This window comes from Cyanobium sp. ATX 6A2 (assembly GCF_024346355.1).
Taxonomy (GTDB): Bacteria; Cyanobacteriota; Cyanobacteriia; order PCC-6307; family Cyanobiaceae; genus NIES-981.
This window is the reverse complement of record NZ_JAGQCU010000005.1, coordinates 83,478-99,148: the sequence shown is the minus strand read 5'-3', so window position 1 is coordinate 99,148 and position 15,671 is coordinate 83,478. Positions and strand designations below refer to the sequence as shown.

Sequence of the window (15,671 nt, the reverse complement as noted above, 5' to 3'; positions counted from 1 at the left end):
GCCCGCGCCTGTCCCTGGCCGCGCCGGCGCTTGCCGCTCTCTGCCGCTGCCCCCGATGGCCCCTGCCGCCCGCCCCCGATCTGCCGTTGCGCCGGCCACCCCGGAGGAGAAGCTCGTTGCCGCCCTGATCGCCCAGCTCGAGGCCGGCACCACCCCCTGGCGCCGCGAGTGGGATGCCGCCGGCCCCGGCCACCACGTGAATCTGTTCTCCGGTCGCCGCTACCGCGGGGCCAATCCGGTGCTGCTCGGCCTGGGCCTGCACCGCTGTGGATCAGCCCTTCCCTACTGGTGCGGCTATGTCGAGGCCCGGGCCCATGGCCTCGTGCCCCGCCGGGGCAGCAAAGCCGTGCACGTGCTGCGGCCCCAGCTGCATCAGGGCGGGGAGGGCCGCTTGGCCGCTGGCGCCCAGGCTGAGGGCACTGACCCTGCCACCGCCAACACCGCCAACACCGCCCGCACCGACACCGCCCCGGAGGGCGGGTGCCGCTGGGTGAGCTACCGGCCGCTGCCGCTGTTCAACGTGGCCGATCTGGAGGGCGAGGGCCTCCCCGCTCTGGTGCAGGCACGGCGCCAGGCGGAGGGGGCCCAAGCCCGGCCCGAGCCGCAGCGGCTGGCGGCCGCCGAGACGGTGCTGGCCGCCTGGCCCGTGCCGGTGGGCTTTGCGGGCGATCGCGCCTGCTACCTGCCCGGCCCGGATCGCATCCGGTTGCCGGAGCGTTCGGCATTCCATCGCCCGGCGGCCCTCTATGCCACCTGGGCCCATGAGGCGATCCACTCCACCGGCCATCGTTCGCGGCTGGCCCGCGATCTCTCCGGCGGCATGGGCAGCGGCGGCGATGGCGGGCGGGCCTATGCCCGTGAGGAGCTGGTGGCCGAGCTGGGAGCCGTGCTGCTCGGCGATCGGCTGGAGATCGGCAGTGCCATGGCCAACCACGCCGCCTACCTGGGGGGCTGGATCGCCCTGCTGCGCGAATCGCCCCGGGTGCTGCTGCAGGTGCTCAGCGATGCCCGCAAGGCCGCCGATCTGATCTGTCCGGAGCCAGCCGATGGCGCCGGCTGACCCTGGGCCTCACCAGCCCAGCAGCTCCCCCAGCCCCGCCAGGCTGGGAATCAGGCCGGCCCCGGGGGGCAGCAGCTCGCGATCGTCCGGGCGGTACTTGCCGGTCTGGGTGAGCACCGCCTGCAGCCCGCAGGCCATCGCCCCGGCCACGTCGGCCTCCACGTCGTCGCCCACCATCAGGCACTGCCCCGGCTGCAGGCCGAGGGAGTCCACCAGCTCCCGGTAGAACGCGGGCGAGGGCTTGCCCATCACCGTGGCGCTGCAGTTGGCGCCGTACTCCAGCGCCCGGATGAAGGCCCCGGCATCGAGCAGCCAGTGCCCCCCTTCGCGGAAGCGGCGGTTCATGCCGATGCCGATCAGCGGCGCGCCGTCGAGCAACAGCTCCAGGGCGCAGTTGAGGTTGGCGTAGGAGAGCTGATCGCGGGCATCGCCGAGCAGCACGCAGTCGGGGCCGTCGCCCCCCTCCACGGCGCTCAGCTCCAAAAACAGGGGGGCGATCGCGTCATGCACCAGGCAGAAGGGTCGCCGCTGCCGGCGCTCAAGCCAGCCGAGGGCCGCCAGGGGCGCGGTGAACAGCTCGCCGGGCTGCACCGGAAAGCCCATGGCTTCGAGCTCCTGGCGCAGGCTGTCGTGGTGGCGGGTGGCGGTGTTGGTCACGTAGCGGATGGCCAGCCCGCGCCCTCGCGCCTCGCGCACGCTGTCCACCGCCCCGCTCACCACGCCCTGCTCGTCGAAGAGCACGCCGTTGAGGTCGAGCAGCAGGGCCGCGGGCGGTGTTGCCTTCCCGTCCATCACCAGCCCATCGATCGCGGCCAGCCTGGCGAAGCCGGGCTGTGATGGCAGTGGCGTTGTCAACCGTTTCTGATGTCTCTGATCAACACCGCCGTGGGCCTGGTGGCGCTCACCGATCCGATCGGCGTGCTGCCGGTGGTGATCGAGGCGGCCAATGCCAACCCGGCGCGCGTGCGGCGCATCGGCCGCCTGGCGGCCACCACCTTTCTGGTGACCCTGCTGCTCTCCTGCTGGTGGGGCCAGCCGTTGCTGGACCTCTTCGGCATCAGCCTGCCGGCTTTCCGCATCGCCGGTGGCCTGATCCTGCTGCCCTACGGCCTGCGTCTGATCGACGGCATCGCGGTGGTCAGCCCACCCAGCCTCGCCCCCGACCACGACGACGACGCCCGGCTGCTGGCGGTGGTGCCCATCGGCCTGCCGATGCTGGCCGGGCCCGGCACCATCTCCCTGGTGGTGGCGGAGGCCCCGCCCGACGCCATCGGTCGCCTGGTGCTCAGCGCCGTGATTGCCGTGCTCGCCCTGGTGGTGTTCCTGGTGCTGGCCAGCGCCATCCGCTTGCAGCGCAGCCTGGGGGAGCTGCGGGTCCGGCTGATCTCGCGGTTGATGGGGGTGCTGATCGCCTCGGTGGCCACCCAGATGCTGGTGAGCGGCCTGCGCGAGAGCTTCCCGGCCCTGGCTGGCTGAGCCGGCGTCGCTAGATTTTTTTCAGGCCTGTCAGGCGCTCCATGCTCTACCCCACCGCGGCCAGCGTCGGCGGCTGCCCCTGGGAGCTCGTGGAACACGCCCTGCGCCGGGAACAGGATCATCCCCATGAGCCCCTGTTCGGCACCTGGCGTCAGGTGGACGCCATCCGCAGCGGCACCGACCGGGACGGCAACACCTTCATCGAGTGGGTGGTGCTGGAGGTCGACGTTCTGGGCCAGGAGCATCAACGCCGGCACATCGCCTACCGGGTGCCGTGCCCCGAGTGCGGCCGGCCGATGGCCTCGGGCCCTCGCCGCTGCCGCCACTGCGACGATCGCCACTCCGACAGCCGCCATGGCCACCGCCATCCGCACCTGCATTAGAGGCCCCCAGGGCTCCCCAGGCGAAAGCCCGGGGTGGGGGCCCCGGGCTGGATTCGCATGGTGAGGGAGGAACTCCTGACGCAGGCACCTGGGGCCGTGGGATCCAGATGGGCTTCCGTTGGCCCGCGGGCACCTGGGGCGGTGCATCGGGGATGGCCCGCTCACGAAGGGCGGGTCTGGAAACCGGATGTCGTCTGAGACTGTTGGAGCAGGGGCCAGAGCGTCAGGGCGCTCCTCACGACGGAGCGACGGTGCGCTCCTGGAAGGCGGCTTCGGGGCAGATGCCCCTGGGGGCCGCTGAGATCACAATCGGACCAAAGGCGGCTTTCAGCAAGGCCCCGGGCCGCTGGCGACACGCCTCTTCACCGGCGGCAACAGCCCTTCATCAAGGTCCCTTCATGAAGGCCGGGGCGGAGGGGCGACGCCAGGCTGGGAAGGTTTCCGGCGGCGGCCTTGGCCTATCGACTCGTCTATGTATGGCTGCTGGGGGCGCTCGCCTTCTGGCCTCTGGCCAGCTGGCGTGCCCGCTCGCTGCCGCCCGCCGATCGGCTCGATGCCAGCCTGCGCCAGGAGCCCCGCCAATGGCCCACCGATCGCGCCCCGTTCACGGTGGAGCTGGAGGGCATCACCTACAGCGTGGAACCCGAGTTCAGCTACGCCATCGAGGGTCTGGTGGTGAGTGAGCACGTCACCGCGTCGTGGTGGCGCCCCCGCACCTTCCACACCCGCGCCAACGACCGGCTCAACGTCAAGGACGTGTGCGTGGTCTGGGGGGAGAACGCCGCCAACGGCAGCTACCGCCAGGCTCGCTTCCACAGCGGTGAGTTCACCTGTTATGTGCGCTTTGCCGCGGCGGAGCCCGCCCGGGCCTTTGTGCCTCGTGCCCTCTCCAACAACCACCTCCTGGCGGTGGATCCCAACCTGCGCCGGCAGCTGAGCGACCTGCGCCGCGGTGATCAGATCGCCCTGCGCGGCTACCTGGCCAGCTATAGCCACAAACTCGGCCAGGGCTACCGACGCGGCACCAGCATCAGCCGCGACGACACCGGCAATGGCGCCTGCGAAACCCTGTACGTGAGCGAGGTGCAGCTGCTGCGACCCGGTAATCCGGGCTGGCGGCTGGCCTCCCGCCTGGCCCCCCTGGGACTGCTGGCCGGCCTGGTGGCCTGGCTGCGCCTGCCGGTGCCGAGGCGCTGACTAGCATCCCGCGGCCTGAGCGCTGCGACGCGGTCGATTCCCATGGCCAGCCAGTGGCAGAACTTTCAGCGCAACCTGGGCGACTGGCGGGGGTCGTTCACCAACCTGGATGCCGCGGGCCAGCCGCTGGAGGCCACGCCCTCGCTGCTCACCCTCTCGAGTGCCGAGGAGGGCCGGGTGGTGCACTTCCGGTTGCGCCGTTTCGCGGGCGGTGACGTCAGTGAGCCCCCCACCCAGGACACGGCCCAGGAGTACCGGACCCTGGGCAAGCAGGTGGTGTTCTTCGACAACGGCTCCTTCTCCAAAGGGTCGCTGCAGATCGCGCCGGCGACCCGCTTCGGCGCCGAATACGGGTTCATCAGCGGTGACCGCCGCCATCGGCTGGTGCAGTTGTTCGGGGACGATGGGGGCTTCACCTCCCTGGTGCTGATCCGGGAGTTCCGCGCCGGCAGTGCCGCCTGCGAACGCCCGCCCCTCAGCCTGGATCAGCTGATCGGCAGCTGGCAGGGCCAGGACGCCACCATCGAGGCGGACTGGCCTGAGCCCACCCTGACCACCGCCAGCATGGCGGTGGAGCAGCCCGACGGGCACGGCCTGCGCCTCGAGACTCAGCTGGGCGCGGAGCACACCGTGGATGACCTCAGCAGCGACGGTGAGCCGCCGGCCCGGCTGCTGCTGCTGCCTGATGGGGGCCTGAGCCTGGCGCCGCTGCGCATCACCCACCGCCAGGCCTTCCGCGTGGAGGCGGGCTGGCTGGAATCCCCCGACTGCTGGCAGCGGCTGATCCGCCGCTACGGCCCGCGTGGCGAGTGGCTCTCCTCCACCCACCTGGTGCTCCAGCGAAACCTGAGTCAGATTGGCAGCGGCTGAGTGGCATTGAGGTCATCCCCGCCGATGCAATCCCGTCTGCTATGCACGGCACTGCTGGCGGCCGCCGCCGCCTGGCTGCTCTCCGACGACGCTGCCCCCGCCGTTCAGGGCTGGCTGCGGGGCGCTCTGGTGTGGACCGCCGAGCGCTTCCCCCAGGTGGGACTGTCCACGACGGTGCTGGGGCTGGATCTGGCCACCACCGTGGTGGCGGTATTGCTGCTGATCCTGATTCCAGTGATCTGGCTCAAGCCCACCTGAGCCGGGGCGCAGCCGCGGCCCTCAGCGCACCGCCACCACCCCGGTGGTGGGATCGAAGCGCTCCGCCAGCCAGGCCACCGGCACCATCACCAGCAGGGAGGTGGCACAGAGCAGGGCCTGGCCGGGGCTCAGGGGAGCCGTGTCGAACCAGCTGTTCATCCAGCTCAGCTGGCTGAAGGCCAGCTGCAGCAGCAGGGCCGCGGCAATCCCCGCCAGCAGGATCGGTGCGCGCAGCGGAGCCCGCCTGAGCTGCCCCCAGCCGCCCTTGCTCACCTGGCTGATGCTCACCAGGTAGGCCACCTGGGCCAGCACCAGCGCCTGGATCGCCATCGTGCGCGCCAGGGCCAGGTCGTGGCCCTGATCGCGCGCCCACAGGAACATGCTGAAGATGAACAGCCAGTAGAACGCCGACACCAGCAGCACCTTCTGCACCAGGCCCCGGTTGAGCAGGGGCTCCTCCGGGGAGCGCGGCGGCTGCTCCATCAGCAGCGGCGGGCTGGGCTCGAAGGCCAGCGGCACCGACAGGGTGAGAGCACACACCATGTTCAGCCACAGCACCTGCAGGGCGGTGACCGGCAGCTCCAGCCCCAGCACCGCCGCCAGCAGGATCGTCATCGAGGCGCCGCCGTTCACCGGCAGCACGAAGGCCAGAGCCTTGCGCAGGTTGAGGTACACGGCCCGTCCTTCCTCCACCGCCGACTCGATGGTGGCGAAGTTGTCGTCGGTAAGCAGCATGTCGGCGGCCTCGCGCGCCACTTCGGTGCCCCCCCTGCCCATGGCGATGCCGATGTCGGCCTGACGCAGGGCCGGGGCGTCGTTGACGCCGTCGCCGGTCATCGCCACCACCTCCCCCAGCTCCTGCAGGGCCCGCACCAGCGCCAGCTTCTGGGCCGGCACCACCCGTGCGAACACGTCGGTGTCGCGCACGATCGCGAGCAGGCGCTCGGGTGACTTCTCCTCCAGCGACTGCCCGGTGCGGGTGCGCACCTCGCGGCCTCGGCCCAGATTCAGCTGGGTGGCGATCGAGCGGGCCGTGTCCGGATGGTCGCCGGTGATCATCTTCACCTGGATGCCCGCCCGCTGACAGGCCGCCACCGCCGTGATGGCCTCGGGCCTGGGCGGATCGAGCAGGCCCTGCAGGCCGAGAAAGGTGAGCCCCTCGTCCAGCTGGGTTTCAGCGAGGCGCTCCTGGGTGGGCTCGGCCTCGGCGATGGCGAAGGCCAGCACCCGCTCTCCCTGCTGGGCCATGGCCGCCACCGCCGCCTCGATCGCCTCCCGGTCGATGGGCTCGCTGGCGCCATCGGCGCGCAGCTGGTGGGTGCAGCGCCGCAGCACGGTCTCCACCGATCCCTTCATCAGGATGCGCCTGCTGCCGCCGTGCAGGGTGGCCATGAACTGCTGTTCGGAGGCGAACGGGATCGCGTCGCGGCGGGGGTGGCGATCGAGCGCCTTCTGCCTGTCCATGCCGAGGTTCTCGGCCACATCCAGCAGGGCCGTTTCGGTGGGATCGCCCACCAGCCCCTCGCTCTGGCTGGAGCGGGCATCGTTGCAGAGCACCCCGGCCAGCAGGGTTTCGCGCAGCGCCAGGTTGCGCGCCAGGGGGTCGTCGCCGTCCGCCCCGTTCCAGAGCCGACCGAGGTGCACCCGCTCCCCCCCGGCGTGAATCTCACGCACCGTCATCCGGTTCTGGGTGAGGGTGCCGGTTTTGTCGGAGCAGATCACCGTGGTGCTGCCCAGGGTTTCCACCGCCGGCAGCTTGCGGATGATGGCGTTGCGACGGGCCATGCGGTTCACGCCGATGGCGAGGGTGATCGTGACGATCGCCGGCAGTTCCTCGGGAATCGCACCCACCGCCAGGGCCACGGCACCATCGAACATCTCGCTGGCCGCCCTTCCGCGGGCCAGACCCACCAGGAAGGTGAGCCCCGCCAGCAGCAGCACGATGCGCAGCAGGGTGTTGCTGAAGCCCCGGAACTTGCGCGTCAGCGGCGTGTTCAGGTTCACCTGCAGGGCGAGCGACCCGGAGATCTGGCCCACTTCGGTGGCGTTGCCCGTGGCCACCACCAGCCCCCGCCCCTGACCCGCCGTGACCAGGCTGCCGGCGTAGGCCATGCCGATGCGCTCGGACAGGGGCGCCTCAGCCTCCACGGCCGTGGTGCCCTTGGCCACCGGCAGCGACTCACCGGTGAGCGCCGACTCGTCGATCTGCAGGTTGCGGCCCTGCAGCAGGCGCAGATCGGCCGGCACCTTGTTCCCCGCCTCCAGCAGCACCAGATCGCCGGGCACCAGCTCCACGGAATCCAGCCGCCGCGGCTCGCCGCCGCGGATCACCTCCACCTGGGTGCGCACCGAGCGGGCCAGGGCGGCGATGGCGGTCTCCGCCCGGCTCTCCTGCACGTAGCCGATCACGGCGTTGATCACCGTGACGCTCCAGATCACCACGGCTTCGCCGGGCTCCCCCAGCAGCAGCTTGACCAGCCCCACCACCAGCAGGGTGTAGAGCAGGGGGTCGTGGAACTGGCCCAGAAAGCGCCGCCAGGCTGGCTTCTGTTCCTGCTGATCGGGGCTGTTGGGCCCCCATTCCTGCAGGCGCCGGGGCACCTGGTCTGGTTCGAGTCCCCGCTCCGGGTCGCTGGCGAGCGCCTCGATCAGCGCCGGCCAGGGGGTGGCGTGGGCCGGCTCCGACCGGGGCGGGCTCGCGGCGCTCGGAGCGGGGGCCATCCGGTTCGGCTACTCCTCCGGGTAGAGCAGGGCCGCCAATTCATCGGCATCCACGTCGTAGACGCGGGCCAGGGTGGTTTCCACGGCACTGGTGACCACGTCGGGAAGGAAGCGCATGGCGTTGAGCGCGTCATCGACGATCTCGTCGCTGAGCAGGGGTTCTCCGCCCAGCTTTTCGTCGTTGATCACTGCCATCACCCAGCTCTGGTAGGCGCTCACCAGATCGGCGAACTCGAGCTCCGGGTCGTTGAGATCCAGGGCCATGGGCGTCTCCGCGGGACGTTGCTCCTGCAGTTTGCCCGCTGGCCGGCATTTGCCCACTGGCGAGGATGGGTCGGTATCCGCCCGCCCCCCGCCCCGTGAGCGATCCCGCAGATCTGCAGGCCACGTTGGTGGATTTCGCCCTGGCCGAACTGGTGCGCCAGCACCGCGAGAGCTTTCAGCCCCTCTGGAGTGCCGACAGCTGGGCCAAGCTGCTGATCTGGCTGGCGCTCAACTGCGGCTGCAGCGGCGATCAGGAGGGCCTGCAGACCTTCGCCACCGCCCTCGGGCCCTCCCTCGGCCGGCGCCTGCGGCGGGTGTTCTTCGAGCGGGAGCTGGCCGATCTCCACCTCCAGGTGATGGCCGACCCAGCCGACCCGCAGGTGCTGGTGCTGCCGCTGGCACCCAGCGGCGCAGCCCTCAGCAGAGCGCAGGCCGCCACCGCCCTGGAGCGGCTGGGCCTGTTGGAGCGCGTGGCGGCCGAGCGGGAGTGCTGGAGCAGGCTGGAGCAGGCTCTGGCGATCCCCTGGCGGGACGCCGCCCCAGGGCCCACCAGCCCGCCCGCGTTCTGAGCTGCAGCCGATGAACCTGATCGCGCGCTATCGCAATGCCGGCTACACCGCCGTGGCCGATGGCGCGATGGCCTTCTTCGATCGCCGCGCCGATCTGCGCCGACCCGGCGTCGCCTTCGGGCCGGAGGGCGCGGCGGCGCCCAACCCTGAGCCCGCAAAACTCTCCACAGATATCAGCCTGGTGGCGATCGATCGCAGCGATCCGGAGGCCTTCGCCCTTGCGGAGGTGATCGCGCGCGGCGTCAGCGCTGGCCTGGAGCGTTACCTCCAGGACCGACCGCTGCTGCGCCGCTGCTGCCCTGAGCAGAGCCTGTTTGTGAACCCGATCTTCAACCTGCAGCGCTATGCCCCGGGGGAGGGCTTCAGGGCCTGGCACTGCGACTGGACCCTCAGCGAGGAGGCCACTGAGCCCCAGGCCCGGGTGCTGGCCTGGATCCTCTATTGCAACGACCTGCCCGATGGTGGTACGGAGTTCCACTGGCAGCAGCACCACGAGGAGGCCGAGCGGGGCAAGCTGCTGATCTTCCCGGCCGGCGTGTCGCACATTCACAGGGGGCGGGTGAGCCAGATCCACAGCAAAACAATCGCCACCGGCTGGATCAATGCCGGCACGCTGGCGGCCTATGTGCAGCGGTTGGCCGCCTGAGCTCCGCCTGCTGATACCGGCTGCTGAAGCGGGCTGGGTGCACGAACCTGCCCAGTCGTGGTGCAGGGTCTGTTGTGGATCAGTGTGTGAACCCTCACCGGACCGGCAAGGCGTCGCCGCTTCTAGGGCTAGTTTTTGGTGGCACCTGGTTTTTTGATGGTCATGTCCCTACCTGGTATGTTCGCTTTGGTTCCCGCAGCAGATATCGCTGCACTGATCGTTCCCTTCCTGTTCAAGTTAGTCGGCGCAGTTGCCCTTTGGATCGCCGGCGGCTGGCTAATCGGTCTGGCCCTGCGCCTGCTGCGACGCGTGCTCAACCAGGGCGCCCTCGAACCGACGTTGATCAGCTATCTGCTCAACATCCTCGGCGCGCTGCTGCGGGTGGTGTTGATCGTGGCCATTCTGGGCTTCTTCGGTATCGAAACCGCCAGCTTCGCCGCCCTGCTGGCCGGTGCCGGCGTGGCGATCGGTGCAGCCTGGAGCGGCATGCTCGGCAACTTCGCCGCCGGAGTGTTCCTGCAGATCTTCCGGCCGATCAATGCCGGTGACTATATCGATGCCGGTGGTGTTGAGGGCACGGTTGATGAGGTGGGCATGTTCGTGACCGCGATCACATCGCCGGACAACGTGCAGAACTTTGTGGGCAATGCCAAGCTCTTCGGCGACACCATCAAGAACTATTCCGCCAATTCCCATCGCCGCGTTGAGCTGGTGGCCCAGCTCGACAACAGCGCCGACGTGGCCAAGGCCATCGGCCTGCTCAAGGAAGGGATCAAGCAGGTGCCCAACCAGGTGGAGGGCATGGATGCCGATGTGGAGGTGCTGGAGTTCAGCGAGCGGGGCCCCCGCCTGGCGGTGCGTCCCTACACCCACACCGCCAACTACTGGCAGGTGTACTTCGACACCAATCGCATGATCGTGGAGGTGCTCGGCAAGGCCGGCTTCCCCGTGCCGCGCATCCCGGTGGCGATGCAGGGCAGCTCCGTCAACTGACGCCCGCTCCCGGTGGCAGGGCCCTTTGAGACGATGGGGCCCTGCCAGCTCCGTTTCCGTGCCTGAGGCCAACCTCCCCAAGACCTACGACCCGGCGGGCACCGAAGCCCGCTGGCAGCAGGCCTGGGAAGCCAGCGGCGCCTTTCATCCCGACCCCGGTGCTCTTGGTGAGCCGTTCAGCGTGGTGATCCCCCCGCCGAACGTCACCGGCAGCCTGCACATGGGTCATGCCTTCAATACGGCCCTGATCGACACGATCGTGCGCTTCCAGCGCCTGCGCGGCAGGAACGTGCTCTGCCTGCCCGGCACCGACCACGCCTCGATCGCCGTGCAGACGATCCTCGAGAAGCAGCTCAATGCAGGCGGCCAGCGCAAGGAAGACCTGGGCCGCGAGGCTTTTCTGGAGAGGGCCTGGGAGTGGAAGGCAGGCAGCGGCGGCACGATCGTGGGCCAGCTGCGCCGCCTCGGCTACTCGGTGGACTGGCAGCGGGAGCGCTTCACCCTCGACGCCGGCTGCAGTGCCGCGGTGATCGAGGCCTTCAACCGCCTGCACGAGCAGGGGTTGATCTACCGGGGCGAATACCTGGTGAACTGGTGCCCCGCCTCCGGCTCGGCGGTGAGTGATCTGGAGGTGGAGATGAAGGAGGTGGACGGCCACCTCTGGCACTTCCGCTATCCGCTCAGCGCCCCGGCCACGGCTGCTGCAGCAATCGGCCGCACCCACCTGGAGGTGGCCACCACCCGCCCGGAAACCCTGCTGGGCGACACGGCCGTGGCGGTGAACCCCAGCGACCCCCGCTATGCCGCTCTGGTGGGTCAGACCCTCACCCTGCCGCTGGTGGGCCGCCAGATCCCGATCGTGGCCGACGAGCACGTGGAGGCTGAATTCGGCACCGGCTGCGTGAAGGTGACCCCCGCCCATGACCCCAACGACTTCGCCATCGGCCAGCGCCATCAGTTGCCGCTGATCACCGTGATCGCCAAGGACGGCACCATGAACGCGGCGGCCGGGCGCTTTGCCGGCCTGGATCGTTTCGCGGCCCGCCAGGCCGTGGTGGCGGCGATGGAGGCGGAGGGCTGTCTGGTGAAGGTGGAGCCCTACCGCCACAGCGTGCCGTTCTCCGATCGCGGCAAGGTGCCGGTGGAGCCCCTGCTGTCCACCCAGTGGTTCGTGCAGGCCGAGCCCCTGGCGGCCCGCTGCCGCGAGGCCCTCGCCAATCCGTCCGGCGCCGAGCCCCTCTTCGTGCCGGAGCGCTGGAGTAAGGTGTATCGCGACTGGCTCACCGACATCCGCGACTGGTGCATCTCCCGCCAGCTGTGGTGGGGCCACCGCATCCCCGCCTGGTTCGTGGTGAGTGAAACCGGCGGTGCCATCTCCGACAGCACCCCCTACGTGGTGGCCCGCGATCAAGCCGAGGCCCAAGCCAAGGCCGAGGCCCAGTTCGGCACCGGCACCCATGCCCACCCGGTGGTGCTGGAGCAGGACCCGGACGTGCTCGACACCTGGTTCTCCAGCGGTCTGTGGCCCTTCTCCACCCTCGGCTGGCCGGGTGAGCGTGCCCAGGGTGCGCCGGGGGGACCTGAGCCCGCCGATCTGGCCCGTTGGTACCCAACCAGCGTGCTGGTGACGGGCTTCGACATCATCTTCTTCTGGGTGGCCCGGATGACGATGATGGCCAGCGCCTTGATGCAGGACGGCGAGATACCGGTGGGCGGCCGCGACACCTGGATGCCCTTCCGGGATGTGTACATCCACGGCCTGGTGCGGGATGAGAACAACCGCAAGATGAGCAAATCGGCGGGCAACGGCATCGACCCGCTGCTGCTGATCGAGCGCTATGGCGCCGACGCCCTGCGCTTCGCCCTGGTGCGCGAGGTGGCCGGCGCCGGCCAGGACATCCGCCTCGACTACGACCGCAAATCCGACACCTCGGCCACGGTGGAGGGGGCGCGCAACTTCGCCAACAAGCTCTGGAACGCCACCCGCTTCGCCCTGATGAACCTGGGCGGCGAGACGCCGGCTTCGTTGGGTGAGCCCGAGCCGGCGGCGTTGCAGCTGGCCGACCGCTGGATCCTCTCGCGCCTGGCCCGCGTGAACCAGGGCACCGCCGAGCGCTACACCGGCTACGGCCTTGGGGAAGCGGCCAAGGGGCTCTACGAGTTCGCCTGGAACGAGGTGTGCGACTGGTATCTGGAGCTGATCAAGCGGCGGCTGCAGGATCCGGCCCAGCAGCGCACGGCCCGCCAGGTGCTGGCCAAGGTGCTGAGTGAGCTGCTGGTGATGTTGCATCCGTTGATGCCGCACCTCAGCGAGGAGCTCTGGCACGGGCTCAGCGGCGAGGCGGAGAGCACGTTCCTGGCCCTGCAGAGCTGGCCGGCGCTCAACGAGGCCGCCCTCAACGACCAGCTGGAGGCGAGCTTCGCCGAGCTGATCGAGGCGATCCGGGTGGTGCGCAACCTGCGGGCGGTGGCGGGTCTGAAGCCCTCCCAGAGCGCCCCGGTGCGCTTCCTCACCGTGCGCTCCGAGCTGGCGGCCCTGCTGCGGGAGGCCACGGCCGACATCACCGCCCTCACCCGGGCCGAGCGGGTGGAGGTGCTCAGCCCCGAGCAGGCCGAAGCCGCCAGCAGTGCCAAGGGCAACCAGCGGGCCCTGGCCGGCGTGAGCGGCGAGCTGCAGGTGCTGCTGCCGATTGAGGGTCTGGTGGATCTCGATGCCCTGCGCGGCCGCCTCGAGAAAGACCTGGCCAAGGCCGAGAAGGAGATCAAGGGGCTCGCCGGCCGGCTGGCCAATCCCAATTTCGCCGGCAAGGCGCCACCGGCGGTGGTGGCCGAGTGCCGCGCCAACCTGGCGGAGGCCGAGGCCCAGGCGGCGCTGGCCCGCAAGCGGCTGGCTGATCTGGGCTGAGGCCCATCAGCTCACAGCCCATCGGCTCACAGCAGCGACGGCTGGTGGTCGACCGGCTCCAGCTGGGCGGTGGCGGCGGCCGCCTCGCCTCGCTCCTCGGCTTCGCCGGCCTTCACCTCGAGGGCCTGCTCGATCACCCGGTCGGTGAGGGCGTCGAAGTAGGCCGAGAGGCTGGCCTGAAGCTCCAGGAACTCCGGCCAGAGGGTGTCGTTCACGAAGCTGCGGCTGAGGCGGGCCATCACCGTGGTGCGTCGCTGCCGGCTGTAGCGGTAGGGCTGGATGCCGTAGCGCCTCAGGAGCGCCACAAACAGATGGCGGGACCACTGATCCGTGAGCGAGAAGCGGTATTCCACCGGAGGTTCTGCGCTGGCCAGCTGCTCCAGGCGGGCCTGGATCCGCTCGCGGGCCCGTTCCGCCGCCACCCGCTCACCAGCGCTGCCGGCCCTGGCGTAGAGCGCTTCGATGCGCTGCAACTTGGCCACGAGCTGGGCTTCCGGGCCAGCCGGCGGTGCGCTCACGGTGCGGGTGCCGGGTGCGAAGCCCGCTGTGCTGGATCGTGCGCGGCGCGCCATGGGGTCCCACTCCTGGGCTCGACCCAGCCACCGTAAGGGTGTGGGCCGGGTTCGGGAGCGGTTCCTCTCCGGCCTGAAGCGTTGTCAGTGAGGGGGCTGGCTGTCTTCGTGGCGTTGTTGCTGGTCTGTCATCAGGCGGCTCTCCAGCTCGGGAGACAGGCGCAGCTCCAGGGCCTCGCCGGTGAGGTGCAGATCGCGCTGGGGGAAGGGCACGGTGATGCCCCGCTCGCGCAGCAGGGCTTCGATGCGGAAGTTGAGGTCGCTGGTGATCTGGTACTGGCGCATGGGCTCGCGGATCCACACCAGCAGGGTGAAGTCGAGGGCACTGTCACCGAAGCCGCTGAAGAACACCCGCGGGGGAGGCTCGCTGAGTACCGAGGGCTGGCCCACGCAGGCGTCGAGCAGCACCTCGCGCACGGCGTTGGTGTCCGAGCCGTAGGCCACCCCCACCGGCAGCCGCAGCCGCGACACCGGGCTGCCGTGGCTCCAGTTCACCACCCGGGAATCGAGGAATTCCGAGTTGGGCACGATAATCGCGATGCGATCCAGGGTTTCCACCACCGTGCTGCGCAGTCCCAGCTTCTGCACGGTGCCCTGGAGATCGCCGATCTCCACGAAGTCGCCCACCTGGATGGGCCGCTCGAAGATGATCACCATGCCGCTGAGCAGGTTTTTGCTGATCGTCTGGAAGCCCAGGCCCACACCCACGCCCAGCACGCTGGCGAACAGGGTGAGGGAGCTGAGGTCGAGCCCCCAGAGCTGCAGCAGCACCAGCGCACCGACGAACAGCAGCCCGTAGCGGGTGAGGAAGGCCACCGCCTCCTGGCCCCCCAGGCTCATGCCCGTGTAGCGCAGCACCCGGGTGCGCAGCAGCCGCAGCACCAGCCCCACGGCCCGCACCAGCAGCAGCAGCAGCGCCACCAGGATCACCACATCCAGCAGTGAATAGCTGCGCTCTCCGAGGGGCAGGAGGGGCACCCCCAGCCAGCGGCTGGTTTCCCCCATAACTGCACTGCGGAGCTGGCGGCTGATGGGGAACTGGTCGCTGATCCACACCATGGCCGCCAGCCATACGCCGACCTGCAGCAGCAGCAGCGTCGCCCGCTGCAGGAAGCGGGCGCCCCGGCGTTGGCGCTCGATGGGTTCCTCGGGCTGGAGGGCCCAGGCCTGGGGAAAGCGGCGGCGCCAGAACGCCTGCACCCCCCAGTGCAAGGTGGCGGCCACGGCCAGGGCCGCCAGCACCCGGGGCAGCTGGCGGCGTAGATGGTCCGGGCGCCGTTCGAGCCGGGCCCGCCTCAGCCCCTGCTCCAGTTGCTGCCGCCAGGCCTCAGCCTGCTCCATCGTCTCCATGCCTTCCGGCACGTCGCGCTCGGTGACGGTGAGCAGGGTGCGGCCGTTGAGCACCAGCACCGGCAGGTTGTTGCTGCGGCGCAGCTCCAGCTCCAGGTCGCCCTCGCCTGCGGCTGCCACGGCCAGCTGCTGGTTGATCGTGTCGCTGCGCTGCTCGGCGCTGAGGGTGCTGGAGGGCCAGATGCGGAACAGGGTGCGGCCATCGAGCACGATCGGCGCCGGCGATCGGGGCGGCTCACCGCCCGCCAGCACCGGGGTGAGGCCCTGGGCCCTGGCGGCACCCTCGGGTTGCCCGCTCCAGACGGGCGCCAGGGCCACCGCCAGGGCGAGCACTGCCGCCAGCAGGGGCACGAGCCACGGGGGGCGAGTGCCGGAGCGGTGGCGAGCAGGCCTCATGGCGGTGTGCA

At 70.2% G+C, this 15,671-nt stretch carries 15 protein-coding genes; 10 read left to right on the top strand and 5 right to left on the bottom strand.

The features are described from left to right. Window positions 1-55 precede the first annotated feature (55 nt). On the top strand, window positions 56-1,060 hold the full coding sequence (locus KBY96_RS06750; protein WP_254978596.1) for a zincin-like metallopeptidase domain-containing protein: 1,005 nt from the start codon (window positions 56-58) through the stop codon (window positions 1,058-1,060). A 9-nt stretch (window positions 1,061-1,069) separates the two neighbouring features. Here KBY96_RS06750 and KBY96_RS06745 read toward each other — a convergent pair whose 3' ends face one another. Further along, on the bottom strand, window positions 1,070-1,915 hold the full coding sequence (locus KBY96_RS06745) for a TIGR01458 family HAD-type hydrolase (RefSeq protein ID WP_254978595.1): 846 nt from the start codon (window positions 1,913-1,915) through the stop codon (window positions 1,070-1,072). A 9-nt stretch (window positions 1,916-1,924) separates the two neighbouring features. On the opposite strand from KBY96_RS06745, the gene KBY96_RS06740 reads away from it, so the two are divergent. The 5 genes from KBY96_RS06740 to KBY96_RS06720 all read left to right on the top strand — a co-directional run bounded on the left by KBY96_RS06740 (window position 1,925) and on the right by KBY96_RS06720 (window position 5,244). Next, window positions 1,925-2,536: a MarC family protein gene (locus KBY96_RS06740; RefSeq protein ID WP_254978594.1), complete on the top strand. Its 612-nt coding sequence runs from the start codon at window positions 1,925-1,927 to the stop codon at window positions 2,534-2,536. A gap of 41 nt (window positions 2,537-2,577) precedes the next feature. Then, window positions 2,578-2,919, top strand: a complete 342-nt coding sequence (locus tag KBY96_RS06735; protein WP_254978593.1) for a hypothetical protein — start codon at window positions 2,578-2,580, stop codon at window positions 2,917-2,919. Window positions 2,920-3,372: 453 nt separating this feature from the next. Then, window positions 3,373-4,116, top strand: a complete 744-nt coding sequence (locus KBY96_RS06730) for a hypothetical protein (protein WP_254978592.1) — start codon at window positions 3,373-3,375, stop codon at window positions 4,114-4,116. A 42-nt stretch (window positions 4,117-4,158) separates the two neighbouring features. After that, the gene (locus KBY96_RS06725) at window positions 4,159-4,986 is read left to right on the top strand and encodes a DUF3598 family protein (RefSeq protein WP_254978591.1); all 828 of its coding nucleotides are present in this window, start codon (window positions 4,159-4,161) and stop codon (window positions 4,984-4,986) included. Between the two features lie 24 nt (window positions 4,987-5,010). Beyond that, complete coding sequence (locus KBY96_RS06720) at window positions 5,011-5,244, top strand: hypothetical protein (RefSeq protein ID WP_254978590.1); 234 nt, start codon at window positions 5,011-5,013, stop codon at window positions 5,242-5,244. A 21-nt stretch (window positions 5,245-5,265) separates the two neighbouring features. Here KBY96_RS06720 and KBY96_RS06715 read toward each other — a convergent pair whose 3' ends face one another. Further along, window positions 5,266-7,965, bottom strand: a complete 2,700-nt coding sequence (locus KBY96_RS06715; RefSeq protein WP_254978589.1) for an HAD-IC family P-type ATPase — start codon at window positions 7,963-7,965, stop codon at window positions 5,266-5,268. A gap of 9 nt (window positions 7,966-7,974) precedes the next feature. Continuing rightward, window positions 7,975-8,229, bottom strand: coding sequence for a hypothetical protein (locus tag KBY96_RS06710; protein WP_254978588.1), 255 nt, complete (start codon window positions 8,227-8,229; stop codon window positions 7,975-7,977). 65 nt (window positions 8,230-8,294) lie between these two features. On the opposite strand from KBY96_RS06710, the gene KBY96_RS06705 reads away from it, so the two are divergent. The 4 genes from KBY96_RS06705 (at window position 8,295) to KBY96_RS06690 (ending at window position 13,342) form a co-directional block, all read left to right on the top strand. After that, window positions 8,295-8,798, top strand: a complete 504-nt coding sequence (locus KBY96_RS06705; RefSeq protein ID WP_396122287.1) for a protein phosphatase — start codon at window positions 8,295-8,297, stop codon at window positions 8,796-8,798. A 10-nt stretch (window positions 8,799-8,808) separates the two neighbouring features. Continuing rightward, on the top strand, window positions 8,809-9,444 hold the full coding sequence (locus KBY96_RS06700; RefSeq protein WP_254978586.1) for a 2OG-Fe(II) oxygenase: 636 nt from the start codon (window positions 8,809-8,811) through the stop codon (window positions 9,442-9,444). Between the two features lie 162 nt (window positions 9,445-9,606). Next, window positions 9,607-10,437 (top strand): mechanosensitive ion channel family protein, encoded by an 831-nt coding sequence (locus KBY96_RS06695; RefSeq protein WP_254978585.1) that lies wholly within the window; start codon window positions 9,607-9,609, stop codon window positions 10,435-10,437. Window positions 10,438-10,495: 58 nt separating this feature from the next. Further along, window positions 10,496-13,342: a valine--tRNA ligase gene (locus KBY96_RS06690; protein ID WP_254978584.1), complete on the top strand. Its 2,847-nt coding sequence runs from the start codon at window positions 10,496-10,498 to the stop codon at window positions 13,340-13,342. A 26-nt stretch (window positions 13,343-13,368) separates the two neighbouring features. Here KBY96_RS06690 and KBY96_RS06685 read toward each other — a convergent pair whose 3' ends face one another. Both KBY96_RS06685 and KBY96_RS06680 read right to left on the bottom strand, forming a co-directional pair. Next, on the bottom strand, window positions 13,369-13,914 hold the full coding sequence (locus KBY96_RS06685) for a hypothetical protein (protein WP_254978583.1): 546 nt from the start codon (window positions 13,912-13,914) through the stop codon (window positions 13,369-13,371). 84 nt (window positions 13,915-13,998) lie between these two features. After that, on the bottom strand, window positions 13,999-15,660 hold the full coding sequence (locus tag KBY96_RS06680; protein WP_254978582.1) for a mechanosensitive ion channel family protein: 1,662 nt from the start codon (window positions 15,658-15,660) through the stop codon (window positions 13,999-14,001). Between the last annotated feature and the right edge of the window lie 11 nt (window positions 15,661-15,671).

Bases quoted from the DNA above. Each gene is read 5' to 3' on its own strand.
- KBY96_RS06750 (WP_254978596.1), top strand. From the start codon at position 56: ATGGCCCCTGCCGCCCGCCCCCGATCTGCCGTTGCGCCGGCCACCCCG.
- KBY96_RS06740 (WP_254978594.1), top strand. From the start codon at position 1,925: ATGTCTCTGATCAACACCGCCGTGGGCCTGGTGGCGCTCACCGATCCG.
- KBY96_RS06735 (WP_254978593.1), top strand. From the start codon at position 2,578: ATGCTCTACCCCACCGCGGCCAGCGTCGGCGGCTGCCCCTGGGAGCTC.
- KBY96_RS06725 (WP_254978591.1), top strand. From the start codon at position 4,159: ATGGCCAGCCAGTGGCAGAACTTTCAGCGCAACCTGGGCGACTGGCGG.
- KBY96_RS06720 (WP_254978590.1), top strand. From the start codon at position 5,011: ATGCAATCCCGTCTGCTATGCACGGCACTGCTGGCGGCCGCCGCCGCC.
- KBY96_RS06715 (WP_254978589.1), bottom strand. From the start codon at position 7,965: ATGGCCCCCGCTCCGAGCGCCGCGAGCCCGCCCCGGTCGGAGCCGGCC.
- KBY96_RS06710 (WP_254978588.1), bottom strand. From the start codon at position 8,229: ATGGCCCTGGATCTCAACGACCCGGAGCTCGAGTTCGCCGATCTGGTG.
- KBY96_RS06705 (WP_396122287.1), top strand. From the start codon at position 8,295: ATGGGTCGGTATCCGCCCGCCCCCCGCCCCGTGAGCGATCCCGCAGAT.
- KBY96_RS06700 (WP_254978586.1), top strand. From the start codon at position 8,809: ATGAACCTGATCGCGCGCTATCGCAATGCCGGCTACACCGCCGTGGCC.
- KBY96_RS06695 (WP_254978585.1), top strand. From the start codon at position 9,607: ATGTCCCTACCTGGTATGTTCGCTTTGGTTCCCGCAGCAGATATCGCT.
- KBY96_RS06685 (WP_254978583.1), bottom strand. From the start codon at position 13,914: ATGGCGCGCCGCGCACGATCCAGCACAGCGGGCTTCGCACCCGGCACC.
- KBY96_RS06680 (WP_254978582.1), bottom strand. From the start codon at position 15,660: ATGAGGCCTGCTCGCCACCGCTCCGGCACTCGCCCCCCGTGGCTCGTG.